Consider the following 25,577-nt stretch of genomic DNA (forward strand, 5'->3'; position numbering starts at 1 on the left):
GTGCACTGTTAACTTCAGCCCTGTGTGCCCACTTGGGCCACGGGGCCGTCATTGACCGCTAACTGACAAATATTCGTCGATCCTCAAGACCGTCACCTCTGACGCAGTAGCGCGGGGGTCGCAGGAGGCACCGTGCTCACCGCGTTCGCCCGGGCGTTCCAGACGCCCGACCTGCGCAAGAAGCTGCTCTTCACGCTCGCCATCATCGTGCTGTACCGGCTGGGGTCCCACATCCCGATCCCCGGCGTCAGCTATCAGAATGTGCAGATCTGTGTCGACGCGGCCTCGCGAGGCAACAACAGCCTGTTCGGCCTGGTGAACATGTTCAGCGGTGGAGCGCTGCTGCAGATCACCATCTTCGCGCTCGGCATCATGCCGTACATCACGGCGAGCATTATCCTGCAGCTGCTGACCGTGGTGATCCCGCGCCTGGAGGCCCTGAAGAAGGAGGGCCAGGCCGGCACCGCGAAGATCACGCAGTACACGCGTTATCTCACCGTCGCCCTGGCCGTGCTCCAGGGCACCGGCCTGGTGGCCACCGCCCGCAGCGGCGCGCTCTTCCCGAGCTGCCCGGTGCGCGACCAGATCGTCCCGGACCAGTCGATCTTCACCACCGTCGTCATGGTGATCACCATGACCGCGGGCACCGCCGCCGTGATGTGGCTCGGCGAGCTGATCACCGACCGCGGCATCGGCAACGGCATGTCCATCCTGATGTTCATCTCCATCGCCGCCGGCTTCCCCGGCGCGCTGTGGGCCATCAAGAAGAGCGGCAGCCTCGCCCAGGGCTGGATCGAGTTCGGCACGGTCATCCTGATCGGCTTTGTGATGGTGGGGCTCGTCGTCTTCGTCGAACAGGCCCAGCGCCGTATCCCCGTCCAGTACGCGAAGCGCATGATCGGCCGCCGTTCGTACGGCGGAACCTCCACCTACATCCCGCTGAAGGTGAACCAGGCGGGTGTGATTCCCGTCATCTTCGCCTCGTCGCTGCTCTACATCCCGGCGCTCGTCGCACAGTTCTCCAACTCGGACTCGGCCTGGAAGCGGTGGATCGAGGCGCACTTCGTACGGGGTGACCACCCGTATTACATCGCCACGTACTTCGTCCTCATCGTGTTCTTCGCCTTCTTCTATGTGGCGATCTCGTTCAACCCCGAGGACGTCGCGGACAACATGAAGAAGTATGGTGGCTTCATCCCGGGCATCCGGGCTGGCCGACCGACCGCTGAGTATCTGAGCTATGTGCTCAACCGGATCACCTGGCCGGGCTCGCTGTACCTGGGCCTGATCGCTCTTGTGCCGACGATGGCGTTGGCAGGCTTCGGCGGCGCAAACCAGAACTTCCCCTTCGGCGGGACAAGCATCCTCATCATCGTGGGTGTGGGTCTGGAGACCGTGAAGCAGATCGAGAGCCAGCTCCAGCAGCGCAACTACGAAGGGTTCCTCCGCTGATGCGAATCGTCCTCGTCGGGCCTCCGGGCGCCGGCAAGGGAACGCAGGCCGCGTACCTTGCCGAGAACCTGTCGATCCCGCACATCTCCACGGGCGACCTCTTCCGCGCCAACATCAGCCAGGGCACGGAGCTGGGGCTCAAGGCCAAGGCGTACATGGACGCGGGCGATCTGGTGCCGGACGAGGTCACCATCGGCATGGCCAAGGACCGCATGGAGGAGCCGGACGCCGAGCAGGGCTTCCTGCTGGACGGCTTCCCGCGCAATGTCTCGCAGGCCGAGGCGCTCGACGCGACGCTGAAGTCCGAGGGCATGACGCTGGACGCGGTGCTGGACCTGGAGGTCCCGGAGGACGAGGTGGTCAAGCGGATCGCCGGCCGCCGGATCTGCCGCAATGACTCCAGCCATGTCTTCCATGTGACGTACTCCCCGGCGAAGACCGAGGGCGTCTGCGACGTCTGCGGCGGCGAGCTCTACCAGCGGGACGACGACTCCGAGGAGACCGTCCGCAAGCGGCTTGAGGTCTACCACACGCAGACCGAGCCGATCATCGACTACTACAAGGCCCAGGGCCTGGTGGTCACCATCTCCGCGCTGGGCAAGGTCACCGAGGTGACGCAGCGGGCGATGGAGGCGCTGAAGAAGTCCGGCCAGGACTGAGGCGAGTCTTTCCCGGTACGGCCGCGGTGTCCGCTGGACGCCGCGGCCGTACTGTTGAGCACATGAGCACGGAGCCCGGCGAGGCTTGAGCAGACACGACGATGGCGGAAGGCAGCAGAGGCATGGTGCAGATCAAGACCCCGGAGCAGATCGCGAAAATGCGCGAGGCGGGGCTGGTCGTCGCCGCCATCCACGCCGCGACCCGCGAGGCGGCGGTCCCCGGCGCCACGACCAGGGATCTGGACGAGGTCGCCCGCAAGGTGATCGCCGACCATGGGGCGAAGTCGAACTTCCTCGGGTACGGCGGGTTCCCCGCGACCATCTGCACCTCGGTCAACGAGGTCGTCGTCCACGGCATCCCCAGTGAGGACGTCGTCCTCAAGGACGGCGACATCATTTCCATCGACGCGGGCGCCATCGTCGACGGCTGGCACGGCGACGCCGCGTACACCGCCTTCGTGGGCTCCGGGCACGCCCCGGAGCTGATCGAGCTCTCCCGGGTGACCCAGGAGTCGATGTGGGCGGGCATCGCCGCGATGAAGAACGGCAACCGGCTGGTCGACATCTCGCGCGCCATTGAGACGTACATCCGCCGCCAGCCGCGGCCGGCTACGGGCAAGTACGGGATCATCGAGGAGTACGGGGGCCACGGCATCGGCAGCGAGATGCACATGGACCCGCATCTGCTGAACTACGTCACCCGGAAGCGCGGGCGCGGTCCGAAGCTGGTCCCCGGCTTCTGCCTGGCCATCGAGCCGATGGTCTCGCTGGGCACCCCGCACACCGAGGTCCTTGAGGACGACTGGACGGTCATCACGACGGACGGCACCTGGTCCTCGCACTGGGAGCACTCGGTGGCGCTGACGGAGGACGGTCCGCTGGTGCTGACGGCGGTCGACGGAGGCAAGGCGAAGCTCGCGGAACTGGGCGTGACCGCGGCGCCGGACCCCCTGGGCTGAGCGCCGGTACACCCCTCGGGCCGAGCCTGTGCCTCTTTTGGCTTAAGGCCCCCCGTGCTCCGTACACCCACAGCTTAAGAATCTTGTACGTTGGGCAGACTCCCCGGATTCGTCTTTTCCGGGAGCCTCACGTAGACTGATGCGTCGGCTCTCGTGTATCCGCATGCCCTCACATGGGAAGCGGTCCCGCGGGAGCTGATCAAGGTAGCCGATCCGAAGGGCGAAGCGTGGCCAAGAAGCAAGGTGCCATCGAGATCGAGGGCACCGTGATCGAGTCCCTCCCGAACGCCATGTTCAAGGTGGAGCTCCAAAACGGTCACAAGGTCCTCGCGCACATTTCCGGCAAGATGCGGATGCACTACATCCGTATCCTTCCGGACGACCGGGTCGTCGTGGAGCTTTCCCCGTACGACCTGACGCGTGGACGGATCGTCTACCGCTACAAGTAGATCTTGTCGGCGCCCTGTCCTACGGGGCGTGGACACTGACCCGGAGAACCTCACATCCCATGAAGGTCAAGCCGAGCGTCAAGAAGATCTGCGACAAGTGCAAGGTGATCCGCCGCCACGGCCGGGTCATGGTCATCTGTGACAACCTGCGCCACAAGCAGCGCCAGGGCTGACGCACGACCATCACCGCCTCGCACGCGAGATCGCAGTTCTTCGCGCGACGCACCACATGTACATACGCAGGGCCCGCCTGGCCAGTGCACCGCACAACGGCCGGCGACACCTCCGGCGGAGGCCGGGGACCAGGCCGTACCACTCTCCTCACGGGGAGGGTCGGCGGCCGTGGAGCGGCTCTGCTGAAGACCTCCGCATAGCAACAGGAGCCATGAATGGCACGCCTTGAAGGCGTTGACCTCCCGCGCGACAAGCGCATCGAGGTCGCCCTCACTTACGTGTTCGGCATCGGGCGCACCCGGTCCCAGGAGACCCTCGCCGCCACCGGTGTCGACCCCAACACCCGTGTTCGTGACCTGGCCGAAGAGGACCTGGTCAAGATCCGCGAGTACGTGGACGTCAACTTCCAGACCGAAGGTGACCTCCGCCGCGACATCCAGGCCAACATCCGCCGCAAGGTCGAGATCGGCTGCTACCAGGGTCTGCGTCACCGCCGTGGCCTGCCGGTCCGCGGTCAGCGCACCAGCACGAACGCCCGTACCCGCAAGGGCCCGCGTCGCGCCATCGCCGGCAAGAAGAAGCCGGGCAAGAAGTAGTCCGCAGCCAGGACGCTCATCAGCGGTCTTCGCTGTAGGACCGACCACCTCCCCGTAGGAGTAAAAGGATGCCCCCCAAGGGACGTCAGGGCGCAGCCAAGAAGGTGCGCCGCAAGGAAAAGAAGAACGTCGCTCACGGCCACGCGCACATCAAGAGCACGTTCAACAACACGATCGTGTCGATCACGGACCCGACCGGCAACGTGATCTCCTGGGCCTCCGCCGGCCACGTCGGCTTCAAGGGCTCGCGCAAGTCCACCCCGTTCGCCGCGCAGATGGCCGCCGAGTCGGCCGCGCGCCGCGCGCAGGAGCACGGCATGCGCAAGGTCGACGTCTTTGTGAAGGGTCCCGGCTCCGGCCGTGAGACCGCGATCCGCTCCCTCCAGGCCACCGGCCTTGAGGTCGGCTCGATCCAGGACGTCACCCCGACCCCGCACAACGGCTGCCGCCCGCCGAAGCGCCGCCGCGTCTGACGCGGTGCGCTCTCCGCGCGAGCGGAGGTGAACCGCGCGCGCACGCACGCCGTCGCGTCTGATGCGCGTCGCTTCACCTGGGTGTTCCGGGCGGTACGGCTCGAAAGGGCCGTGCCGCCCGTACCCTTGCAGTACGCAGTACCCGTCGGGCGTCAAATAGCGGGCGCCCACGACTGAAGGATCTGATCCACACATGCTGATCGCTCAGCGTCCCTCGTTGACCGAAGAGGTCGTCGACGAGTACCGCTCCCGGTTCGTCATCGAGCCGCTGGAGCCGGGCTTCGGCTACACCCTCGGCAACTCCCTCCGCCGTACGCTCCTCTCCTCGATCCCGGGTGCGGCGGTCACGTCCATCCGCATCGACGGAGTTCTGCACGAGTTCACCACCGTGCCGGGCGTCAAGGAGGACGTCACCGACCTCATCCTCAACATCAAGCAGCTGGTCGTGAGCAGCGAGCACGACGAGCCGGTCGTGATGTACCTGCGCAAGCAGGGTCCGGGCCTGGTCACCGCCGCCGACATCGCGCCGCCGGCCGGTGTCGAGGTGCACAACCCCGACCTGGTGCTCGCCACGCTGAACGGCAAGGGCAAGCTGGAGATGGAGCTGACCGTCGAGCGCGGTCGCGGCTATGTCTCCGCCGTGCAGAACAAGCAGGTGGGCCAGGAGATCGGCCGTATCCCGGTCGACTCCATCTACTCGCCGGTGCTCAAGGTCACGTACAAGGTCGAGGCCACGCGTGTCGAGCAGCGCACCGACTTCGACAAGCTGATCGTCGACGTCGAGACCAAGCAGGCCATGCGTCCGCGTGACGCCATGGCGTCGGCCGGCAAGACGCTGGTCGAGCTGTTCGGTCTGGCGCGCGAGCTCAACATCGACGCCGAGGGCATCGACATGGGCCCGTCCCCGACGGACGCCGCCCTCGCCGCGGACCTGGCGCTGCCGATCGAGGAGCTGGAGCTCACGGTCCGCTCGTACAACTGCCTCAAGCGTGAGGGCATCCACTCCGTGGGCGAGCTCGTCGCGCGCTCCGAGGCCGACCTGCTCGACATCCGCAACTTCGGCGCGAAGTCGATCGACGAGGTCAAGGCGAAGCTGGCCGGCATGGGCCTGGCCCTCAAGGACAGCCCGCCCGGATTCGACCCGACCGCCGCGGCGGACGCCTTCGGGGCGGACGACGACGCGGACGCGGGCTTCGTCGAGACCGAGCAGTACTGAGTGCCTCCCGCAGGGTTACGGGGCCCACGGCGTGGGCCCCTCGCCCTGCGGGCCGCGGCGCACCTTCCCCGGGGCTCCGCCCCGGCACCGGTGTGGTTTCTCCGGCCCTCCGGGCCGTATGGGGTTGCCCGGCTCCGGCCGGGCGGTTCCGCGGCGCTCCGGGCCGGGGGCGGTTTGCCGTCCGGCATGGCCGTGGGGCGTCTGACCGGCTGCGGCCGGGTGGTTCTGCGGTCCTTTCGGGCCGGGGGAGGTTGCCTGGTTCGCGTGGCCGTTCTGCGACCCTGCGGGTCGGCTTGCCTCTCCGGGGCTTCGCCCCCGGAGCGCTGTACCCGGCTCCGCCGGTACGGTTTCTTTCTCCGGCCCTCCGGGCCGTGAGGAGTGGCCCGGCTCCGTCGGGTGGCTCTCCGGTCGCTCGGGGCGGGGAGGCACGCACCGGCCCGGGTGTGGGAAGGGTCTTGGTCCTCAAGGCCGGGGGAGGCGTCGGCCTTGGCCTGGCGTTGTCGGCTCCGTCGGTCCTCCGGGTCGGGGCCGGGAAGCGATGCATTCGCCGTGGTGTGGGTGGCATCTTGGCCCTGCGAGGCGCGGAAGCGCACCGGGCCAGGCATGCTGGGCCGCGAGAAGGGCGCACCGGCCAGGTGCGCAGCGCTCCGCGTCGCGGGGCGGGCCGGCCGCAGGCCGGAAGTGCAGGGCCCGGGCGGCAGCCCGGGCGGACAAGGTTTCCCCGGTCACCGACCGGGGGTGCGCGAGGGGCCGCAAGCCCCTCGCACAGGCTGACATCGGTACCTGATACGGCCGGTGCAGATCACAAGGAGAAGAACCATGCCGAAGCCCGCCAAGGGCGCCCGTCTGGGCGGCAGCGCCGCGCACGAGAAGCTGCTTCTCGCGAACCTCGCGAAGTCGCTCTTCGAGCACGGCCGCATCACCACGACCGAGGCCAAGGCCCGCCGCCTGCGTCCGGTCGCGGAGCGTCTGATCACCAAGGCGAAGAAGGGCGACATCCACAACCGTCGCCAGGTGCTGCAGACGATCACGGACAAGGGCATCGTCCACACGCTCTTCACCGAGATCGCTCCGCGCTACGCCGAGCGCCCGGGTGGCTACACCCGTATCACCAAGATCGGCAACCGTCGTGGCGACAACGCCCCGATGGCTGTGATCGAGCTGGTCGAGGGCGAGATCGCCAAGAAGGCGACCGTCGCCGAGGCCGAGGCCGCGACCAAGCGCGCGGTGAAGGAGGCCGAGCAGGCCGCCGAGGCTCCGGCCGAGGAGTCCAAGGAGGCGTGAGCCTCCAGCTCCCGTGTGAGCGGGGGTGAAGGCCGGGCCCGGCGGGGCTCTGGCCGGCGGACGGGCCCGCACCCCTCGGGGGCGGGCCCGTTCCGTGTGTGCAGCGGTTTGAGAGGATCGATCGCGTGAGCGATGAGGTGGAGCCCGGCTTCGTACGGGTGCGGCTGGATCTGTCGTACGACGGCAGGGACTTCTCCGGCTGGGCCAAGCAGGCCCGCGGTCAGCGGACCGTCCAGGGGGAGATCGAGGACGCCCTGCGCACGGTGACCCGCTCCTCGCAGACGTACGAGCTGACGGTCGCGGGCCGCACCGACGCGGGCGTGCACGCCCGCGGACAGGTCGCGCACGTGGATCTGCCCGAGGAGGTCTGGGCCGGGCACCGGGACAAGCTGCTGCGGCGGCTGGCCGGACGGCTGTCGCACGATGTCCGCGTATGGCGGGTCACCGAGGCCCCCGCCGGTTTCAACGCCCGCTTCTCGGCGATCTGGCGGCGCTACGCCTACCGTGTGACCGACAATCCCGGCGGCGTCGACCCGCTGCTGCGCGGCCACGTCCTCTGGCACGACTGGCCGCTGGACGCCGACGCCATGAACGAGGCGGCCCGCGGTCTGGTCGGCGAGCATGACTTCGCCGCGTACTGCAAGAAGCGCGACGGCGCGACCACCATCAGGACCCTCCAGCAGCTCTTCTGGGAGCGGGACCCGGCGTCCGGGATTCTCACCGCGACCGTGCGCGCCGACGCCTTCTGCCACAACATGGTGCGCTCGCTCGTCGGCGCGCTGCTGTTCGTGGGCGACGGCCACCGGCCGCCGGACTGGCCGGCGAAGGTGCTGGCCGCGGGCGTACGGGACTCCGCCGTGCATGTCGTACGGCCGCATGGCCTGACCCTCGAAGAGGTCGGCTATCCGGCGGACGAGCTGCTGGCCGCCCGCAACCGCGAGGCCCGCAACAGGCGGTCACTGCCCGCCGGCGCTCCCGGCGGGGGCGGTGGCTGCTGCTGAGGCCTGTGCCTCGCCGCGGCGCACGATCTGCCGGAAGGTGAACTCCGCCACGTCGTCCCCGCTCTGGAAGGCCTTGGAGTCGTCCTTGGTGACGGACTTGGGCGTGGTGTAGCCGGTGGCGGTGAAGTAGGCGTAGCGCCCGTAGTGGTTGGCGGTGAAGCGGCACACCGGGCCGCCTTTGCAGAAGGCGGGGACGCCCGCGCCGGGCAGCGGGGCGATGCTGCCGGCCGACTGCTCCACGGTCTTCTTCGCCTTGGCCTCTGTCTCGAAGACGGCGACGCCGACGGTGACGGCGATGCCGTCCCGCGTGTACGTGGCGCGCAGCACCCGGTCGCAGCCGTTGGCGGTCAGGACCGCGCCGAGTCCGCCCTTGGCGACGGCGGCGCAGTTCTCGGTGTCGCCGGTCGCGCCCTTCAGATAGCCGCGGTCGCCCATGGTGAGCCGCTTGCCGGGGAACAGCGAGCCGGCGCTCAGCGGGGCCGTGTCCTTGTCGGCGCTGGAGATGAACTCCTTGGGGTCGGGCGGCGGCAGCGGGGCGACGGAGGAGAAGGACGGCTCGGGCCGCGCGGTGTCGGACGACAGATCCGGGGGCCCGGGGAGCTGGCTGGCGCCCGTGCCGCCCGCGCGCCGGTCGTCGCCGGAGCCGTTGGCGGTGACGATCGCGGTTGCGACGATGCCGGCGACCGCCGCGGCGGCGAGCGCGCCCCCGCCGATCAGCAGCCAGCGCTTGCGGCGCGCACGGGTGGCGGAGGCGTCGGCGAGAGCGGCCCAGTCAGGACTCTGGGACCCGCCCCCCAGGGGGTCGGACGACGGCTGCCCGTAGGGGTTGTGCGGATTGAACTGGTGCTGCGGCTGCTGCTGTGATCCTCCGGGGCTCCACTGAGGTCCCCCCTGCCCAAAGCTCATGCCGCGCATCCTAAACCTGTTGGGGGAGACCGCTCCGCCCGGTCAGAATCGGCGCATGGGACATCTGGAAGCCGCGCATCTGGAGTACTACCTGCCGGATGGGCGGGCGCTGCTGGCCGATGCCTCGTTCCGGGTGGGCGAGGGTGCGGTGGCCGCGCTGGTGGGGGCGAACGGCGCGGGCAAGACGACGCTGCTGCGGCTGCTGGCGGGGGAGCTGCAGCCGCACGGAGGGTCGGTGTCCGCGAGCGGCGGGCTGGGGGTGATGCCTCAATTCATTGGCTCGATGGGGGCACCTCCCGTGCCCGGAGGGCTACGGGGGAGGGACGAGCGCACGGTGCGCGATCTGCTGGTGTCAGTGGCCCAGCCGCGTATCCGCCAGGCGGCGCGGGCGGTCGACGCGGCCGAACAATTGATCATGACGGTGGACGATGAGGCGGCGCAGCTGCGGTATGCGCAGGCGCTGAGCGACTGGGCGGAGGCGCGGGGGTACGAGGCCGAGACGGTCTGGGACATCTGCACGACGGCGGCGCTGGGCGTCCCGTATGAGAAGGCCCAGTGGCGTCAGGTGCGGACGCTCAGCGGGGGTGAGCAGAAGCGGCTGGTGCTGGAGGCGCTGCTGCGCGGCCCGGACGAGGTGCTGCTGCTGGATGAGCCGGACAACTATCTGGACGTTCCCGGCAAGCGGTGGCTGGAGGAGCGGCTGGCCGAGACCCGTAAGACGGTGCTGTTCGTCTCGCATGACCGGGAGCTGCTGGCACGGTCGGCCCAGAAGATCGTGGCGGTGGAGCCGGGGCCGGCGGGGTCGGACGTCTGGGTGCACGGCGGGGGCTTCGGGACGTTCCACGAGGCGCGGCGGGAGAGGTTCGCGCGGTTCGAGGAGCTGAAGCGGCGCTGGGACGAGGAGCACGCACGGCTGAAGGCGCTGGTGCTGCGGCTGCGGCAGCAGGCGGCGAACAGTCCCGACATGGCCTCCCGCTACCGCGCGATGCAGACCCGGCTGAAGAGGTTCGAGGACGCCGGGCCGCCGCCGGAGCCGCCGAGGGAGCAGGACATCCGTATGCGGCTGCGGGGCGGGCGGACCGGGGTGCGGGCGCTGACCTGCGCCCGGCTGGCGCTGACCGGGCTGATGAAACCGTTCGACCTGGAGGTCTTCTACGGGGAGCGGGTCGCGGTGCTCGGTTCGAACGGCTCCGGGAAGTCCCACTTCCTGCGGCTGCTGGCGGGGGAGCCGGTGGCGCACGAGGGCGAGTGGAAGCTGGGCGCGCGCGTGGTGCCGGGACACTTCGCCCAGACCCATGCGCATCCGGAGCTGCTCGGGCGGACGCTCGTCGACATCCTGTGGACTGAGCATGCCAAGGACCGGGGCAGGGCGATGAGCGCGCTGCGGCGGTATGAGCTGGAGCGCCAGGGCGACCAGGTGTTCGAGAAGCTGTCCGGCGGACAGCAGGCCCGCTTCCAGATCCTGCTGCTGGAGCTCGCCGGCACGACGGCCCTGCTCCTCGACGAGCCGACGGACAACCTGGACCTGGAGAGTGCTGAGGCGCTGCAGGAGGGGCTGGAGGCGTACGAGGGGACGGTGCTGGCGGTGACGCACGACCGGTGGTTCGCTCGCTCGTTCGACCGCTTTCTGGTCTTCGGCGCGGATGGGCGGGTCCGGGAGACGGAGGGTCCGGTCTGGGATGAGCGGAGGGTCCAGCGAGCGCGGTGAGCCTCCCGGGGGGCCCGGGCCCCGGGCCCCGGCCCCGGGGGCCCCGCGCCGCACGGGGCGCCCGGGGCCGGGAGGCGCACTCGCACCCCGCCGGAGGCGCTGCCGTCGTTTTGACCGCGAGGCGGCCGTCCGGCTATTCTTCTGGTTCGTTATGCGTATTGGCTTGCTCTATCTCACGTGACGGGCCCTTACGCCGGTCCACCGGGCCGATGACCAGCGGCAGGCACGCGGTTTGCGTCACCGCAGTGCTGCCAAGGCTGTCGTGATCGTCCGGGTGGCCTTGTCAGGACCCCATTCACTGAAGAAGCGAAGGCTACGACCGTGCGTACGTACAGCCCCAAGCCCGGCGATGTGACGCGCCAGTGGCACATCATCGACGCGCAGGACGTTGTCCTGGGCCGTCTGGCGACCACCGCCGCAACCCTTCTGCGGGGCAAGCACAAGCCGATCTATGCTCCGCACGTTGACGCTGGTGACTTCGTCATCATCATCAACGCCGATAAGGTGCACCTCTCCGGCAACAAGCGGACCCAGAAGATGGCGTACCGCCACTCCGGCTACCCGGGTGGTCTGCGCTCCGTCCGCTACGACGAGCTGCTTGAGAAGAACCCCGAGAAGGCCGTCGAGAAGGCCGTCAAGGGCATGCTCCCCAAGAACAGCCTGGGCCGTCAGATGCTCTCGAAGCTGAAGGTCTACGCGGGCGACCAGCACCCGCACGGCGCTCAGCAGCCGGTCCCGTACGAGATCACCCAGGTCGCGCAGTAAGTCCGGCCACCCCTAAGACGAAGAGAATCTGAGGAGAATCGTGGCCGAGACCACCGCTGAGCAGCCTCTCGACGAGAACGTCGAGAACGTCGACATCGAGCACTACACCACCGAGTCCGAGACGCCGCTCGAGGGCGAGTACACCACTGAGTCCATGGCGTCCCGCTTCGGCGAGCCGCAGCCGGCCGCCGGCCTGGGCCGTCGCAAGAACGCGATCGCCCGTGTCCGGATCGTCCCCGGCTCCGGCAAGTGGAAGATCAACGGTCGCACCCTTGAGGACTACTTCCCCAACAAGGTGCACCAGCAGGAAGTCAACGAGCCCTTCAAGGTGCTTGAGCTTGAGGGCCGCTATGACGTCATCGCCCGCATCGCGGGCGGCGGCGTCTCCGGCCAGGCCGGCGCGCTGCGCCTCGGCGTGGCCCGCGCGCTGAACGAGGCGGACGTGGAGAACAACCGCGGCGCCCTGAAGAAGGCCGGCTTCCTCCGCCGCGACGACCGTGCGGTCGAGCGCAAGAAGGCCGGTCTGAAGAAGGCCCGCAAGGCCCCGCAGTACAGCAAGCGCTAATCGCGCGCTGGCCTGCAACGGCTACTGGAACGCCCCGGCGGCACTCCGTGCTGCCGGGGCGTTCGTCATTGACCGGCCCGGGGCGTATAACGAGCGAGGACACGCCCAGGGGCCCGGATTTTCGCAGTACGGAGCAACTCTCGGAGGACAGCTGTGGGACGACTCTTCGGCACGGACGGTGTGCGCGGTGTCGCCAATGCGGATCTGACGGCGGAGCTGGCGCTCGGCCTGTCGGTCGCGGCGGCGCATGTGCTGGCCGAGGCGGGGACGTTTGAAGGGCATCGGCCGACCGCCGTGGTCGGACGCGATCCCCGTGCCTCAGGAGAGTTCCTGGAAGCTGCCGTCGTCGCCGGGCTCGCCAGCGCCGGTGTCGACGTGCTGCGCGTCGGTGTGCTGCCGACGCCCGCCGTCGCGTATCTGACCGGCGCGCTCGGCGCTGACCTCGGTGTGATGCTCTCCGCGAGCCACAACGCGATGCCCGACAACGGCATCAAGTTCTTCGCGCGCGGCGGCCATAAGCTGGCCGACGAGCTGGAGGACCGTATCGAGGCCGTCTACGCGGAGCACAGGACCGGCGCGCCGTGGGACCGGCCGACCGGAGCCGGCGTGGGCCGGGTGCGGGACTACGACGAGGGCTTCGACAAGTACGTCGCCCATCTCATCGGCGTGCTGCCCAACCGTCTCGACGGGCTGAAGGTCGTCCTCGACGAGGCGCACGGCGCGGCCGCCCGGGTCTCCCCCGAGGCGTTCGCCCGGGCCGGGGCCGAAGTGGTGACCATCGGCGCCTCCCCGGACGGCCTCAACATCAACGACGGCTGCGGCTCCACCCATCTGGACCAGCTGAAGGCGGCCGTCGTCGAGCACGGCGCGGACTTCGGCATCGCGCACGACGGAGACGCCGACCGCTGCCTCGCCGTGGACGCGGCGGGCAACGAGATCGACGGCGACCAGATCCTGGCGGTGCTCGCGCTCGCCCTGCGCGAGGCCGGTGCGCTGCGCGGCGACACGGTCGTCGCCACCGTTATGTCGAACCTCGGCTTCAAGCTGGCCATGGAGCGGGAGGGCGTAACGCTGGTGCAGACCGCGGTCGGCGACCGGTACGTCCTGGAGGCGATGAAGGAGCACGGCTACGCGCTCGGCGGCGAGCAGTCCGGGCATGTGATCGTGCTGGACCACGCCACGACGGGCGACGGCACGCTCACCGGGCTGCTGCTGGCCGCGCGTGTCGCGGCGACCGGCCGTCCGCTGGCGGAGCTGGCGGCGGTGATGGAGCGGCTGCCGCAGGTGCTGATCAACGTCAAGGACGTGGACAAGTCGCGGGTGAAGACCTCGGCCGAGCTGGCGAGCGCCGTGGCGGAGGCGGAGCGTGAGCTGGGCGAGACGGGCCGGGTCCTGCTGCGTCCCTCCGGGACCGAGCCGCTGGTGCGCGTCATGGTCGAGGCCGCGGACCTGGAGCAGGCGCGGTCGGTCGCGAGCCGTCTCGCCGATGTGGTGAAGTCGGCGCTGGGCTGACCCGGCTGACGAAGCGTCAAGGGCCGCTGGCTGTACGCGAAGGGCCGCCCCCGCGGGGGGCGGCCCTTCGCCGTGTCGGGCCGTTGTGCGGTCGGTCAGAGCTTGCGCAGCGACAGGCGCTGGACCTTGTGGTCCGGGCCCTTGCGCAGCACCAGCGTGGCGCGGCCGCGGGTGGGGGCCACATTCTCCAGCAGGTTCACCTTGTTGACGGTGCGCCAGGTGGTGCGCGCGTAGTCCAGCGCCTCCTCCTCGGAGACCTGGGTGTACTTGCGGAAGTACGAGAACGGGTTCTGGAAGGCCGTCTCGCGCAGCTTGCGGAAGCGGTTGAGGTACCAGGTCTCGATGTCCTCGGGGCGGGCGTCCACATACACGCTGAAGTCGAAGTAGTCGGCCAGACCGACCCGGGTGCGGCCGTCCTTGCCGGGCAGGGCGGGCTGCAGAACGTTCAGCCCCTCGACGATCAGGATGTCCGGACGGCGCACGGTCAGCACCTCGCCCGGCACTCTGTCATAGATCAGATGGGAGTAGACGGGGGCGGTGACCTCGTCTTTTCCCGCCTTGATATCGGCGACGAAGCGGGTCAGCGCCCGCCGGTCGTAGGACTCGGGGAAACCTTTCCGCGACATCAGCCCGCGGGACTGGAGCTCCTTCATGGGCAGCAGAAAGCCGTCGGTGGTGACCCGCTCCACGCGCGGGTGCTCGGGCCAGCGGGCCAGCAGCGCCTGCAGCAGCCGGGCGACGGTCGACTTGCCGACGGCGACGCTGCCCGCGACCCCTATGACGAAGGGCGTGCCGCGCTGTGCGCCGTGGCCGTCTCCCGCGTCGCCCAGGAATGTGTTGAGCGCACCCCGCAGACCGGCTGTGGCCTGCACATACAGATTGAGCAGCCGGGACAGCGGGAGATAGACGTCCCGGACCTCGTCCAGATCGATGACGTCGCCGAGACCGCGCAGCCGCTCGACCTCCTCGGCGGTGAGGGGGAGCGGGGTCTTGTCACGCAGCGCGCTCCACTCGGCGCGGGTCAGATCGACATACGGGGTGGGGGCGGGCTCGGAGCGACGGTGGGCGCTTCGTGGCGGCGAAGAGATCACTCAGCCATTGTCACGGCTGTACGGCGGCTGTGGGTCGTGGGTTCGGTCACGTGGGTTGCGACTGTTTTGCCCATTTATGACCTGCTGACCGATGAGGAATGTCAGTGGCGTGCGTCACAGTTGTCAGAGAAGTGAGCGCTGACCCCGGCGCTCGCAGCCGGTGTCCGCCGATCCGAGGGGAATCCCATGACGTACGCGATCCAGGCGGAGGGCCTGGCCAAACGCTTCAAGGAGACCCAGGCGCTCGCCGGGGTGGACCTGGCGGCACGCACCGGCTCGGTGCTCGGGATGCTCGGGCCCAATGGCGCGGGGAAGACCACGGCCGTCCGGATCTTCGCCACACTGCTGCAGCCAGACGGCGGCAGAGCCGAGGTCGCCGGTCACGACGTGGTGCGGGAAGCGAGCGCGGTGCGCGCGGCGGTCGGCCTGACCGGGCAGTACGCGGCAGTGGACGAGAATCTCACCGGCACCGAGAATCTGCTGCTGATCGGCCGGCTGCTGGGCATGCCGCGGCGCGACTCCAGGGCGCGGGCCAAGGAGCTGCTGGAGCGCTTTCAGCTCTCGGAGGCCGCGGGGCGGGCCGTGAAGACGTTCTCCGGCGGTATGCGGCGACGGCTCGACCTGGCGGCCAGCCTGGTCGGACGGCCGAGGATTCTGTTCCTTGACGAGCCGACGACGGGGCTCGATCCGCACAGCAGGGGCGAGCTGTGGGACATGCTGCGCGGCCTGGTGGCCGACGGGGTGACCGCGCTGCTCACCACCCAGTATCTGAACGAGGCCGATCAGCTCGCCGACCGGATCGTGGTGATCGACAAGGGCCGGGTCATCGCCGAAGGCACGCCGAACGAGCTGAAGGCGCAGGTCGGAGGACAGGTGCTCCAGGTCAGGCCGGTGCACCGGGCGGATCTGATGACCGCCCATGTGCTGGTGATGGAGGCCGCGGGCCCGCAGACGCAGATCGAGGGCGACTCGATCACCGCCCCGGTGAAGGATCCGGCGCTGATGCCCGCCGTGGTGCGCAGGCTGGACGGCGAGGGCATAGCCGTGGGGGAACTGACCCTGCGCCGCTCCTCCCTCGACGAGGTGTTCCTCGCGCTGACCGGGCACCGGGCCGGGCCCGGCCGGTCGGAGCAGCCCTCCGAGGCCGCTGAGGCGGCTGCTGAGACGGCCGCTGAGGCGGCCGCCGTCGCGGGCGACGCCCCCGGCGAAGGGCGCGACGACGTCGAGAGGGCGGTGCGTTAGCCATGGCTGCCACGACGGTCGCCGCTCCGCTGTCCAAGAGCGGGCGGGTGCATCCCCTGGCCGGGCTTCAGCAGACGTTCACGATGGCGTGGCGGAGCCTGGTGGCGGTCAAGCACAATCCCTTGGAGCTGGTGGACTACAGCATCACGCCGATCATGTTCGTGTTTCTGTTCACCTATGTGCTGGGCGGGCAGATGGCGGGGTCGCCCGAGGCATATCTGAAGTACGCGCTGCCCGGGATCATCGTGCAGAACACGCTCTTCATGACGATGTACACGGCCATGGCGCTCAACACCGACCTGACCAAGGGCGTCTTCGACCGGCTGCGGAGCCTGCCGATAGCCCGCTCCGCGCCGCTCATCGGGCGGATCACCGCGGATCTCGCCAAGCATGTGTGGGCGATGCTGCTGATGATCGGCCTGGGCCTGGCGCTGGGCTTCCGGATCACTGGCGGGTTCGACGGGCTGCTGCTGGGCGGCGCACTGGTGATCGTCTTCGCCGCCGCGGTGTCCTGGTCGGCCGTCCTGATCGGGATGCTGGCCGGCGACGCGGAGAAGGTGCAGGCGTTCGCCTTCACTCTGATCTTCCCGATCACCTTCACCAGCAGCGCCTTCGTGCTGGTCGAGACGATGCCCGGATGGCTCCAGGCATGGAGCAACGTCAACCCGGTGTCGCATCTCTCGGACGCCTTCCGCGGACTGCTGCTGGGCGGGCCGGTCGCCGGTCCGGTGCTCTGGTCGCTGGTCTGGGCCGCGGGCATAGCCCTGGTTTTCTATCCGCTGGCGATGCGGGCGTATCGGGCGAAGGCGTGACAGGACGCTGCGTCAGGGGCGTTCGGTCACATGGGTATTACGGTCTTGTTCCGGCGGGGCCTGTGATGATCATTGCGATCGGGCGTGCTTTACCGTGTTCACGACATTCGTCTGAACACGGGGAGAGCCATCGCATGCGCGTCACCGTCGTCCGCCGTACCGCCGTCGCCGCATCCGCGGTCTGCCTGGGTCTGCTGGCCACCGCCTGCAGCGGATCCTCCGATGAGGAGAACAAGTCCTCCGGCAAGGAGGCCGCCCGGAGCGAGAAGCCCGCCGCCGCGGAAGGCGGGGCCAAGACGCTGACCGCCGCCGAGCTGGAGAAGGCCGTCCTGGCACAGGGTGACGTCAAGGGCCACAAGATCGAGAAGGCCTCGGTCGCCGACACCCTCACCGCCGATCAGATCACGGTCGACAAGTCCGAGTGCGAGCCGCTGGCCCACGCCATGACCGGAGCGAAACTGGGCGAGCCCGCCGCGGCCGTCAGCCGTCAGGCGACCCAGGAGCCCGCCGAGCAGCAGAAGGACCTCTCCATCGAGGACATGACCGAGGAGGAGCTCCAGGAGCAGCTCGCCCAGAACTTCAACCTCACCTCCACGCTGGTCGGCCTCGCCTCGTACGAGGGGAAGGGCGCCGAGGAGGCCGTCGCCTCGCTGCGCAGCGCGGCCAAGACCTGCTCCGGCGGGTTCACCGTCGCCGCCCAGGGTGAGAAGACGAAGATCACCAAGGTGGAGGAGATCAAGGTCCCAGGCGGTCAGGAGGTTGTGGGCTGGTCGCTCACCGCCGACCTGGAGGAGGGCGACACCATGCCGACCAAGCTGGCGGTCGTCCGCAAGGACGGCACGCTGGCCCGTTTCGTCGCCGTCAACTTCGGCGGCCTTATGGAGGGCAAGGACTTCCCGCTGCCGACCGCCGTGATCGACGCGCAGGTCGCCAAGCTCGGCTGACCGCGTCCCACGGGCCGGGGTGCGTCGTAGGCTGCCGCCATGTGCGGAATCGTGGGTTACGTCGGCGGACAGTCGGCGCTCGATGTGGTCATGGCGGGTCTCAAGCGGCTGGAGTACCGCGGATATGACTCCGGCGGGGTCGCCGTCCTCGCCGACGGCGGGCTGGCCGCGGCCAAGAAGGCGGGCAAACTCGCCAACCTGGAGAAGGAGCTCGTCGACCGGCCGCTGCCCAGCGGCTCCACCGGCATCGGGCACACCCGGTGGGCCACCCACGGCGCACCCAACGACCGCAACGCCCACCCCCACCTCGACAACGCCGGGCGCGTCGCCGTCGTCCACAACGGCATCATCGAGAACTTCGCCGTCCTGCGCGAGGAGTTGGCCGAGCGCGGCCACACCCTGGCGTCCGAGACGGACACCGAGGTGGTGGCACACCTCCTCGCCGAGTCCTTCTCCTCCTGCGGCGACCTGGCCGAGTCGATGCGCCAGGTGTGCCGGCAGCTCGAAGGGGCATTCACCCTCGTCGCCGTGCACGCCGACGAGCCCGACGTCGTCGTGGGCGCGCGCCGCAACTCCCCGCTGGTGGTGGGCGTCGGAGAGGGCGAGTCCTTCCTCGCCTCCGATGTGGCCGCGTTTATCGCCCACACCCGCTCGGCGATCGAACTCGGCCAGGACCAGGTCGTGGAACTGCGCCGCGACGGGGTCGAGATCACCGACTTCGACGGCGCACCCGCGGACGTCCGCTCGTACCACGTCGACTGGGACGCCTCTGCCGCCGAGAAGGGCGGTTACGACTACTTCATGCTCAAGGAGATCGCCGAGCAGCCCAAGGCCGTCGCCGACACGCTGCTGGGCCGCATCGACGCGGCCGGGTCCCTCACCCTCGACGAGATCCGCATCCCCGTCTCCGTGCTCCGGGAGGCCGACAAGGTCGTCATCGTGGCCTGCGGCACCGCCTTCCACGCCGGGCTCATCGCCAAGTACGCCATCGAGCACTGGACCCGCGTCCCGTGCGAAGTGGAGCTGGCGAGCGAGTTCCGCTACCGGGACCCCATCCTCGGCCAGCGCACCCTGGTGATCGCGATCTCCCAGTCCGGGGAGACCATGGACACCCTCATGGTGCTGCGGCACGCCCGCGAGCAGGGCGCGAGGGTGCTCGCCATCTGCAACACCAACGGCTCCACGATCCCCCGCGAATCCGACGCCGTGCTCTACACACACGCCGGACCGGAGGTCGCCGTCGCCTCGACCAAGGCGTTTCTCACCCAGCTCGTGGCCTGCTATCTGGTCGCCCTCTATCTGGGGCAGGTGCGCGGCACCAAGTGGGGCGACGAGATCCTCGCCGTCATCCGCGACCTGGCGCGCATCTCGCACCAGGTCGAGAAGGTCCTCGACACCATGGAGCCGGTTCGCGAACTCGCGCGCTCCCTCGCCGACAAGAACACCGTGCTCTTCCTGGGGCGGCACGTCGGCTATCCCGTCGCCCTGGAGGGCGCGCTGAAGCTCAAGGAACTCGCCTATATGCACGCCGAGGGCTTCGCCGCGGGCGAGCTGAAGCACGGGCCCATCGCGCTCATCGAGAACGACCTCCCGGTCGTGGTGGTCGTGCCGTCGCCCCGTGGCCGCTCCGTGCTCCACGACAAGATCGTCTCCAATATCCAGGAGATCCGGGCGCGGGGCGCCCGGACGATCGTCATCGCGGAGGACGGCGACGACACGGTCGTCCCGTACGCCGACCACCTCATCCGCATCCCCGCGACGCCCACCCTGCTCCAGCCCCTCGTGGCGACCGTGCCGCTCCAGGTCTTCGCCTGCGAACTGGCCACCGCCCGCGGCAACGAGGTCGACCAGCCGCGCAACCTCGCGAAGTCGGTCACGGTCGAATGATCATCGGGGTGGGGATCGACGTCGCCGAGATCGACCGCTTCACCGCGTCCATGCGGCGCACGCCGGGGATGGCGGAGCGGCTCTTCCTCCGACAAGAACTGCTGCTGCCCAGCGGGGAACGGCGGGGCTTCGCCTCCCTCGCGGCCCGCTTCGCCGCGAAAGAGGCCGTCGCCAAGGCCCTCGGGGCCCCCGCCGGCCTCCACTGGACCGACGCCGAGGTCTACGTCGAGGACTCCGGCCAGCCCCGCCTCCGCGTCACCGGCACGGTGGCGGCGAGAGCCTCGGAGCTGGGGGTGCGGGCGTGGCATGTCTCGCTGAGCCATGACGCGGGGGTGGCGTCGGCGGTGGTGATCGCGGAGGGGTAGTGGGGCGGGCCCGGCGGTTCGTGCGGGTCGCCTGTGGCCCGGGCGAGTGCTTGTCCCTCCCTCCCTCCCCCTACGCCCTGGGGGCGTGGGGGGACCCCCACGTTTCCAGCACCTCGCCGGGTGCGGGCGGGCGGGTGGGCAAGGACCCGCACCCGAGAGGGCGGGTGGGTGGGCAAGAGACCCGCCACCCGCGGGAGCAAGTCGCCGCACCACCGCACCCACTGAGGCACACTCAGGACCATGCGTACCGCCTACCGCGTCGAGACCGTCCGAGCCGCCGAGGCCGCCCTGATGGCCCGGCTCCCCAAGGGCACCCTGATGCACCGCGCCGCCGCCGGCCTCGCCGCGGCATGCGCGGGCCTGCTGGGCCGCGTGTACGGGTCGAGGGTGGTGATCCTCGCCGGCAGCGGAGACAACGGCGGCGACGCCCTGTACGCCGGCGCCCGCCTCGCCCGCCGCGGAGCCGGCGTCGCCGCCGTCCTTCTCGCGCCGGACCGCGCCCACCCCGGCGGCCTCGCCGACCTGCTCGCCGCCGGCGGCTGCGTCGCCGACGACCCGTTCGCGGCGCTGTCCGCCGCGAACCTGGTCCTGGACGGCATCACCGGGATCGGCGGCAAGGGCGGCCTGCGCCCGGACGCCGTCCCCGTGGCCCGCGCGGCCCGCGGTTCGAACGCCGTCGTCGTCGCCGTCGACCTCCCCAGCGGGATCGAGGCGGACACGGGCGAGGTCCGCGGCGAGGTCCTGCGCGCCGATGCGACGGTCACCTTCGGCACCTACAAGCCGGGGCTGCTCATCGACCCGGCCCATGAGCACGCCGGGCCGGTCCGCCTTGTGCCCATCGGCCTGGACGCGCATCTGCCGTCCGTGCCCGATCTGGAGGCGCTCCAGCACGCGGATGTCGCACGGCTGCTGCCGCACCCCGCCGCGGAGAGCGACAAGTACCGCAGGGGCGTCGTCGGCGTCGTGGCCGGCTCCGCGCGCTATCCGGGCGCGGCCGTGCTCGCGGTCGCGGGCGCGCTGCGCGGCGGCGCGGGAGCCGTGCGGTATGTGGGCCCCGGCGCCGACGCGGTGATCGCCCGCTTCCCGGAGACCCTGGTCCAGGGCGGCCCCCCGTCGAAGGCCGGCCGCGTCCAGGCCTGGGCGGTCGGCCCCGGCCTCGGCGAGGACGCCGCGGAGGCCGTCCGCGATGTGCTGGACTCCGACGTCCCGGTGCTGGTCGACGCGGACGGCCTGCGGCTGCTGGACCCGCGGACCGTGCGGGACCGCGCCGCCCCGACGCTGCTCACCCCGCACGCGGGCGAGGCCGCCGCCCTGCTCGGCGTCTCCCGCGAGGAGGTGGAGTCGGCGCGCCTCGCCTCCGTACGGGAGCTGGCCGCCCGCTACGGGGCGACCGTGCTGCTCAAGGGCTCGACGACTCTGGTGGCCGCCCCGGGGGAGGCCGTACCGGTGCGGGCCAACCCCATGGGCACGCCCTGGCTCGCCACCGCGGGCAGCGGCGACGTTCTGTCCGGCCTGACCGGCTCGCTCCTCGCGGCGGGCCTCGACGCGCGCGACGCGGGGTCGGTCGGGGCGTATCTCCACGGACTGGCGGCACGCCTCGCCGCGGCCCGGGGCGGCACGCCGGTCACCGCCCAGGAGGTTGCGGACGCGCTGCCGTCCGCCTGCCGGGACGTCCGGAACACCAAGGGCGCCCGGCACACTGAGAGCACCCGGCACACGCAGCACACGCAGCACACGCAGTACGCCGCACCTGGTGTGTCATAGCGCTCTGAGACACTGGGCGCGATGAGCCACCAGACGCACCAGACACAGCAACCCGCGCTCCGGGCCAGGGCCGAGATCGACCTCTCGGCCCTGCGCGCCAATGTCCGCGCGCTGCGCGCCCACGCCCCGGGGGCCGCGCTGATGGCCGTGGTGAAGGCCGATGCGTACGGGCACGGCATGGTGCCCTGCGCCCGGGCCGCCCTCCAGGGCGGGGCGACATGGCTCGGCGCCGCCCTCCCGCAGGAGGCGCTCGCGCTGCGCGAGGCCGGGATCACCGCGCCGGTGCTGTGCTGGCTGTGGACCCCCGGCGGCCCCTGGCGCGAAGCCGTCGAAGCCGGCGTCGATGTGTCGGTGAGCGGCCTGTGGGCGCTGGACGAGGCCGTGGCGGCGGCTCGCGCCGTGGGCCGGACGGCCCGGATCCAGCTCAAGGCCGACTCCGGTCTTGGGCGCAACGGCGCTCAGCCGGCCGACTGGCCCGAGCTGGTCGAGGCCGCGCGCGCCGCCGAGGCCGAGGGCGCGGTCAAAGTCACCGGCCTGTGGTCCCACTTCGCCTGCGCCGACGAGCCCGGCCACCCCTCGATCGCCGCCCAGCTCGACTCCTTCCGCCATCTGGTGGCCTACGCGGAGAAGGAGGGGCTGGAGCCGGAGGTGCGGCACATCGCCAACTCCCCGGCGACGCTGACCCTCCCCGAGTCCCACTTCGACCTCGTACGGACCGGCATCGCCGTCTACGGGGTCTCGCCGAGCCCCGATATAGGCACGCCCGCCGACTTCGGGCTGCGGCCCGTGATGACGCTGGCCGCCTCTGTCGCGCTGGTCAAGCAGGTTCCCGGGGGCCACGGCGTCAGCTATGGGCACCACTATGTGACGGACGGCGAGACGACCCTCGGCCTCGTCCCCCTCGGTTACGCCGACGGCATTCCGCGCCATGCGTCCGGGCGCGGCCCGGTCCTCGTGGGCGGGAAGCGGCGGCGGGTGGCCGGCCGGGTCGCGATGGACCAGTTCGTGGTGGACCTCGGGCCGGACGAGCCCGGTGGGCAGCGTGTCGCCCAGGGCGCGGAGGCGGTGCTGTTCGGGCCGGGAGACCGGGGTGAGCCGACGGCCGAGGACTGGGCGGAGGCGGCCGGCACCATCGCGTACGAGATCGTCACACGCATCGGCAAGCGGGTTCCGCGCGTCTATCTGAACGAGGATCACGAGGATCAGGATCGCGAAGGGCACGAGGCCCGCGAGGAGTAGGAGCGGAGGGTGAGCGAGACCAGCACGGAGGACGGCGCTGCCGCGGCCGCATCGGCGGCGGCAGCGGCTGCGACGGCTGCGACGGCCGCGGCGGGCGTCTGGCGCCGGGCGGGCATCGCCGGCGCCGCCATAGGGGTGCTCGCGGCCGGTGCCGCCGCGGGCGTCGCGGTCGAGCGGCTCACCGTCGGCCGCGGCATGCGCAGGAAGGCACGCCTCGCCCTCGACGCCTCGGCGCCGTACGGATCGCTGCGCGGCACCCCCGGCAAGGCGATCGCCGACGACGGCACCGAGCTGTGGTACGAGGTCGACGAGGTGGACCCGGAGACGGCTGGCGGCCAGGCGGGGCCGCGCCGCCGCAGGCTGTTCGGGCGCAGATCGCCCGCGCCGGTGACGGTCGTCTTCAGCCACGGCTACTGCCTCAGCCAGGACTCCTGGCACTTCCAGCGCGCCGCGCTGCGCGGTCTGGTGCGCACGGTGTACTGGGACCAGCGCAGCCACGGCCGTTCGGCGCGCGGCCGGGCGCAGGCGGGCCAGGACGGCGTGCCGGTCTCCATCGACCAGCTCGGCCGCGACCTCAAGGCGGTCATCGACGCGGCCGCCCCCGAGGGGCCGCTGGTGCTGGTCGGCCACTCCATGGGCGGCATGACGATGATGGCCCTCGCCGCGCACTGCCCCGAGCTGGTGCGTGAGCGCGTCGTCGGCGCGGCGTTCGTGGGCACGTCGGGAGGCCGGCTCGACGAGGTCAGCTACGGGCTGCCGGTGGCCGGGGTGAACGCGGTGCGGCGGGTGCTGCCCGGCGTGCTCAGGGCGCTCGGCACACAGGCCGATCTGGTGGAGCGCGGGCGGCGGGCGACGGCGGATCTCTTCGCCGGGCTGATCAAGCGGTACTCGTTCTCGTCGAAGGACGTGGACCCGGCGGTCACGCGGTTCGCGGAGCGGCTGATCGAATCCACGCCGATCGATGTGGTCGCCGAGTTCTATCCGGCCTTCGCCGAACACGACAAGTCCGCGGCGCTGGAGGTCTTCCTGGAGGTGCCGGTGCTGGTGCTGGCGGGGGAGCGGGACCTGGTCACGCCCAGCTCGCACAGCGAGGCGATCGCCGACCGGCTGCCGGACGCGGAGCTGGTCCTGGTGCCGGACGCCGGGCATCTGGTCATGCTGGAGCACCCGGAAGCCGTCACCGACCGGCTGGCGGACCTGCTGGCGCGGGTCGGCGCGGTGCCGCGAACCGCTAACGTTGAGCCGTATGGAAGCACCGCACAGCAGCCCGGCACATCCGGCGGCTGAATCATCCCTCCAGCTCCCGGTCGACTCCCCCGAGCAGATGCAGGAACTGGGGCGCAGACTCGCGAAACTGGTGCGCCCCGGGGATCTGGTCATGCTCAGCGGCGAGCTGGGCGCAGGCAAAACCACGCTGACGCGGGGGCTCGGCGAGGGCCTCGGCGTACGGGGGGCCGTCACCTCCCCGACGTTCGTCATCGCGCGCGTCCACCCGTCGCTGACCGGCGGACCGGCGCTCGTCCACGTGGACGCCTACCGGCTGGGCGGCGGCCTGGACGAGATGGAGGACCTCGACCTCGATGTGTCGCTGCCGGAGTCGGTGGTGGTCGTGGAGTGGGGCGAGGGGAAGGTCGAGGACCTGTCCGACGACCGTCTGCAGGTACGGATCCACCGGGTCGTGGGCAGCACGGACGACGACCGGCGCGAGGTGACGCTGACCGGATACGGGGAGCGGTGGACGAGCGTGGATCTGGGGGCGGCGGCGGGCTGAGGCGCGGCCGGCGGGCTGCGGCTGGGGCCGGCCGGGGAGCCGTTCGGAGCTGTACGTTCCGACGAAGGTGCCGACAAGCTGTCGGCAAATTCTTGCGTCGGGGTCGGCGGGCGTGGTGACATGGTAGTCAGTCCTGGTTAGGTGTGCCTAACTAAGCCCCCGGGAGGCTTCCATGCCGGCATCCGAGCGCGAAGCGCCGCGGACGCAAGCGTCGTCGCCGCCGTCGACGACGGCGTCGGATTCGGCTTCGGTGTCGCCGTCGCCGTCGGGCGTCCCGATGAGCGACCTTCTGGCGTCCTGCGCCGCAGCGAATGCGGTCTCGACGCCGCCGGGGGACGGGCGGGGCCCGGAGGAAGGGGCGGAGGAAGTGCGGCGCGCCGCGTAGCGGCCTCCGGCCCGGTTGCCGTCCCCGCGGGGTGCGGGTCTCTTTCCCACCCTCCCGCCCTCTCGGGTGCGGGGGCTTCGCCCCGCGCACCCCTGTGCGGCGCTGCGCGCCGTGGGGGTTTCCCGGGCGTGCCGGTCTCCGCGGGTGCGGGTTCTTTTCCCGCCCACCCGCCCTGTGTGGGTGTGGGGGCTTCGCCCCGCACACCCCCGTCGGCGCTGCGCGCCGTGGGGGTTTCCCGGGCGTGCCCGTCTTCGCGGGGCGCGGGTCCTTGCCGGGTGCGGGTTGCTTGTTTCTTGGGTTTCTTGGGGTGTGGGGTCTTGTCCCGCCTCGGGTGGTCGGGGCCCCTCCGGGCTCACCT

Annotated in this window: 25 protein-coding genes; 23 read left to right on the top strand and 2 right to left on the bottom strand. The window is 70.7% G+C overall.

From position 1 onward, the window contains the following. Nucleotides 1-132 precede the first annotated feature (132 nt). From secY to truA, 10 genes are all read left to right on the top strand, one after another. Nucleotides 133-1,452: a preprotein translocase subunit SecY gene (gene secY, locus OF819_RS09185; RefSeq protein WP_267242899.1), complete on the top strand. Its 1,320-nt coding sequence runs from the start codon at nucleotides 133-135 to the stop codon at nucleotides 1,450-1,452. Then, complete coding sequence (locus OF819_RS09190; protein ID WP_267242900.1) at nucleotides 1,452-2,111, top strand: adenylate kinase; 660 nt, start codon at nucleotides 1,452-1,454, stop codon at nucleotides 2,109-2,111. Before secY ends, OF819_RS09190 begins: the two co-directional genes overlap by 1 nt. 122 nt (nucleotides 2,112-2,233) lie before the next feature. Continuing rightward, nucleotides 2,234-3,070 carry a type I methionyl aminopeptidase gene (gene map / locus OF819_RS09195; RefSeq protein ID WP_267242901.1) on the top strand — a complete coding sequence of 279 codons (837 nt, stop codon included), beginning with the start codon at nucleotides 2,234-2,236 and terminating at the stop codon, nucleotides 3,068-3,070. A 227-nt stretch (nucleotides 3,071-3,297) separates the two neighbouring features. After that, a complete protein-coding gene (gene infA, locus OF819_RS09200; RefSeq protein ID WP_003956442.1) occupies nucleotides 3,298-3,519 on the top strand; it encodes a translation initiation factor IF-1 in 222 nt (73 codons plus the stop codon). A gap of 59 nt (nucleotides 3,520-3,578) precedes the next feature. Next, nucleotides 3,579-3,692, top strand: a complete 114-nt coding sequence (gene rpmJ, locus OF819_RS09205) for a 50S ribosomal protein L36 (protein ID WP_003956441.1) — start codon at nucleotides 3,579-3,581, stop codon at nucleotides 3,690-3,692. 216 nt (nucleotides 3,693-3,908) lie between these two features. Further along, nucleotides 3,909-4,289: a 30S ribosomal protein S13 gene (gene rpsM, locus OF819_RS09210; protein WP_240135336.1), complete on the top strand. Its 381-nt coding sequence runs from the start codon at nucleotides 3,909-3,911 to the stop codon at nucleotides 4,287-4,289. A 68-nt stretch (nucleotides 4,290-4,357) separates the two neighbouring features. After that, nucleotides 4,358-4,762 carry a 30S ribosomal protein S11 gene (rpsK, locus tag OF819_RS09215; protein WP_003948617.1) on the top strand — a complete coding sequence of 135 codons (405 nt, stop codon included), beginning with the start codon at nucleotides 4,358-4,360 and terminating at the stop codon, nucleotides 4,760-4,762. Nucleotides 4,763-4,955: 193 nt separating this feature from the next. Next, nucleotides 4,956-5,978: a DNA-directed RNA polymerase subunit alpha gene (locus OF819_RS09220; protein WP_003956430.1), complete on the top strand. Its 1,023-nt coding sequence runs from the start codon at nucleotides 4,956-4,958 to the stop codon at nucleotides 5,976-5,978. 819 nt (nucleotides 5,979-6,797) lie between these two features. Continuing rightward, nucleotides 6,798-7,262: a 50S ribosomal protein L17 gene (rplQ, locus tag OF819_RS09225; RefSeq protein WP_267242902.1), complete on the top strand. Its 465-nt coding sequence runs from the start codon at nucleotides 6,798-6,800 to the stop codon at nucleotides 7,260-7,262. Nucleotides 7,263-7,387: 125 nt separating this feature from the next. Further along, complete coding sequence (truA, locus tag OF819_RS09230) at nucleotides 7,388-8,263, top strand: tRNA pseudouridine(38-40) synthase TruA (protein ID WP_267242903.1); 876 nt, start codon at nucleotides 7,388-7,390, stop codon at nucleotides 8,261-8,263. Here the strand turns inward: truA and OF819_RS09235 are convergent. Further along, nucleotides 8,219-9,169: a hypothetical protein gene (locus OF819_RS09235; protein ID WP_267242904.1), complete on the bottom strand. Its 951-nt coding sequence runs from the start codon at nucleotides 9,167-9,169 to the stop codon at nucleotides 8,219-8,221. The two genes, truA and OF819_RS09235, sit on opposite strands and share 45 nt — an antisense overlap. A gap of 55 nt (nucleotides 9,170-9,224) precedes the next feature. On the opposite strand from OF819_RS09235, the gene OF819_RS09240 reads away from it, so the two are divergent. From OF819_RS09240 to glmM, 4 genes are all read left to right on the top strand, one after another. Further along, nucleotides 9,225-10,877 (top strand): ABC-F family ATP-binding cassette domain-containing protein, encoded by a 1,653-nt coding sequence (locus OF819_RS09240; protein ID WP_267242905.1) that lies wholly within the window; start codon nucleotides 9,225-9,227, stop codon nucleotides 10,875-10,877. 321 nt (nucleotides 10,878-11,198) lie between these two features. After that, nucleotides 11,199-11,642 carry a 50S ribosomal protein L13 gene (gene rplM / locus OF819_RS09245; protein ID WP_267242906.1) on the top strand — a complete coding sequence of 148 codons (444 nt, stop codon included), beginning with the start codon at nucleotides 11,199-11,201 and terminating at the stop codon, nucleotides 11,640-11,642. Between the two features lie 40 nt (nucleotides 11,643-11,682). Then, nucleotides 11,683-12,207 (top strand): 30S ribosomal protein S9, encoded by a 525-nt coding sequence (rpsI, locus tag OF819_RS09250; protein ID WP_267242907.1) that lies wholly within the window; start codon nucleotides 11,683-11,685, stop codon nucleotides 12,205-12,207. Between the two features lie 153 nt (nucleotides 12,208-12,360). Then, nucleotides 12,361-13,719, top strand: coding sequence for a phosphoglucosamine mutase (gene glmM, locus OF819_RS09255; RefSeq protein ID WP_267242908.1), 1,359 nt, complete (start codon nucleotides 12,361-12,363; stop codon nucleotides 13,717-13,719). Nucleotides 13,720-13,814: 95 nt separating this feature from the next. Here glmM and coaA read toward each other — a convergent pair whose 3' ends face one another. After that, nucleotides 13,815-14,810: a type I pantothenate kinase gene (gene coaA, locus OF819_RS09260; protein WP_267242909.1), complete on the bottom strand. Its 996-nt coding sequence runs from the start codon at nucleotides 14,808-14,810 to the stop codon at nucleotides 13,815-13,817. A gap of 186 nt (nucleotides 14,811-14,996) precedes the next feature. On the opposite strand from coaA, the gene OF819_RS09265 reads away from it, so the two are divergent. From OF819_RS09265 to tsaE, 9 genes are all read left to right on the top strand, one after another. Then, nucleotides 14,997-16,052 carry an ATP-binding cassette domain-containing protein gene (locus tag OF819_RS09265; protein ID WP_267242910.1) on the top strand — a complete coding sequence of 352 codons (1,056 nt, stop codon included), beginning with the start codon at nucleotides 14,997-14,999 and terminating at the stop codon, nucleotides 16,050-16,052. Between the two features lie 2 nt (nucleotides 16,053-16,054). Next, complete coding sequence (locus tag OF819_RS09270; RefSeq protein ID WP_267242911.1) at nucleotides 16,055-16,864, top strand: ABC transporter permease; 810 nt, start codon at nucleotides 16,055-16,057, stop codon at nucleotides 16,862-16,864. A 134-nt stretch (nucleotides 16,865-16,998) separates the two neighbouring features. After that, complete coding sequence (locus OF819_RS09275; protein ID WP_267242912.1) at nucleotides 16,999-17,808, top strand: hypothetical protein; 810 nt, start codon at nucleotides 16,999-17,001, stop codon at nucleotides 17,806-17,808. A gap of 39 nt (nucleotides 17,809-17,847) precedes the next feature. After that, a complete protein-coding gene (glmS, locus tag OF819_RS09280) occupies nucleotides 17,848-19,695 on the top strand; it encodes a glutamine--fructose-6-phosphate transaminase (isomerizing) (protein WP_267242913.1) in 1,848 nt (615 codons plus the stop codon). Further along, entirely contained in the window at nucleotides 19,692-20,060 is a 369-nt protein-coding gene (locus tag OF819_RS09285) for a holo-ACP synthase (RefSeq protein WP_267242914.1), read from the top strand. Before glmS ends, OF819_RS09285 begins: the two co-directional genes overlap by 4 nt. A gap of 240 nt (nucleotides 20,061-20,300) precedes the next feature. Further along, nucleotides 20,301-21,824, top strand: coding sequence for an NAD(P)H-hydrate dehydratase (locus OF819_RS09290; protein ID WP_267242915.1), 1,524 nt, complete (start codon nucleotides 20,301-20,303; stop codon nucleotides 21,822-21,824). Between the two features lie 21 nt (nucleotides 21,825-21,845). Continuing rightward, entirely contained in the window at nucleotides 21,846-23,063 is a 1,218-nt protein-coding gene (gene alr, locus OF819_RS09295) for an alanine racemase (protein WP_267242916.1), read from the top strand. Nucleotides 23,064-23,072: 9 nt separating this feature from the next. Further along, on the top strand, nucleotides 23,073-24,350 hold the full coding sequence (locus OF819_RS09300) for an alpha/beta fold hydrolase (RefSeq protein WP_267242917.1): 1,278 nt from the start codon (nucleotides 23,073-23,075) through the stop codon (nucleotides 24,348-24,350). Next, on the top strand, nucleotides 24,310-24,834 hold the full coding sequence (gene tsaE, locus OF819_RS09305) for a tRNA (adenosine(37)-N6)-threonylcarbamoyltransferase complex ATPase subunit type 1 TsaE (protein WP_267242918.1): 525 nt from the start codon (nucleotides 24,310-24,312) through the stop codon (nucleotides 24,832-24,834). The genes OF819_RS09300 and tsaE overlap by 41 nt, the downstream gene beginning before the upstream one ends. Nucleotides 24,835-25,577 lie beyond the last annotated feature (743 nt).

Source organism: Streptomyces sp. PR69 (genome assembly GCF_026420845.1).
Classification (GTDB): domain Bacteria; phylum Actinomycetota; class Actinomycetes; order Streptomycetales; family Streptomycetaceae; genus Streptomyces.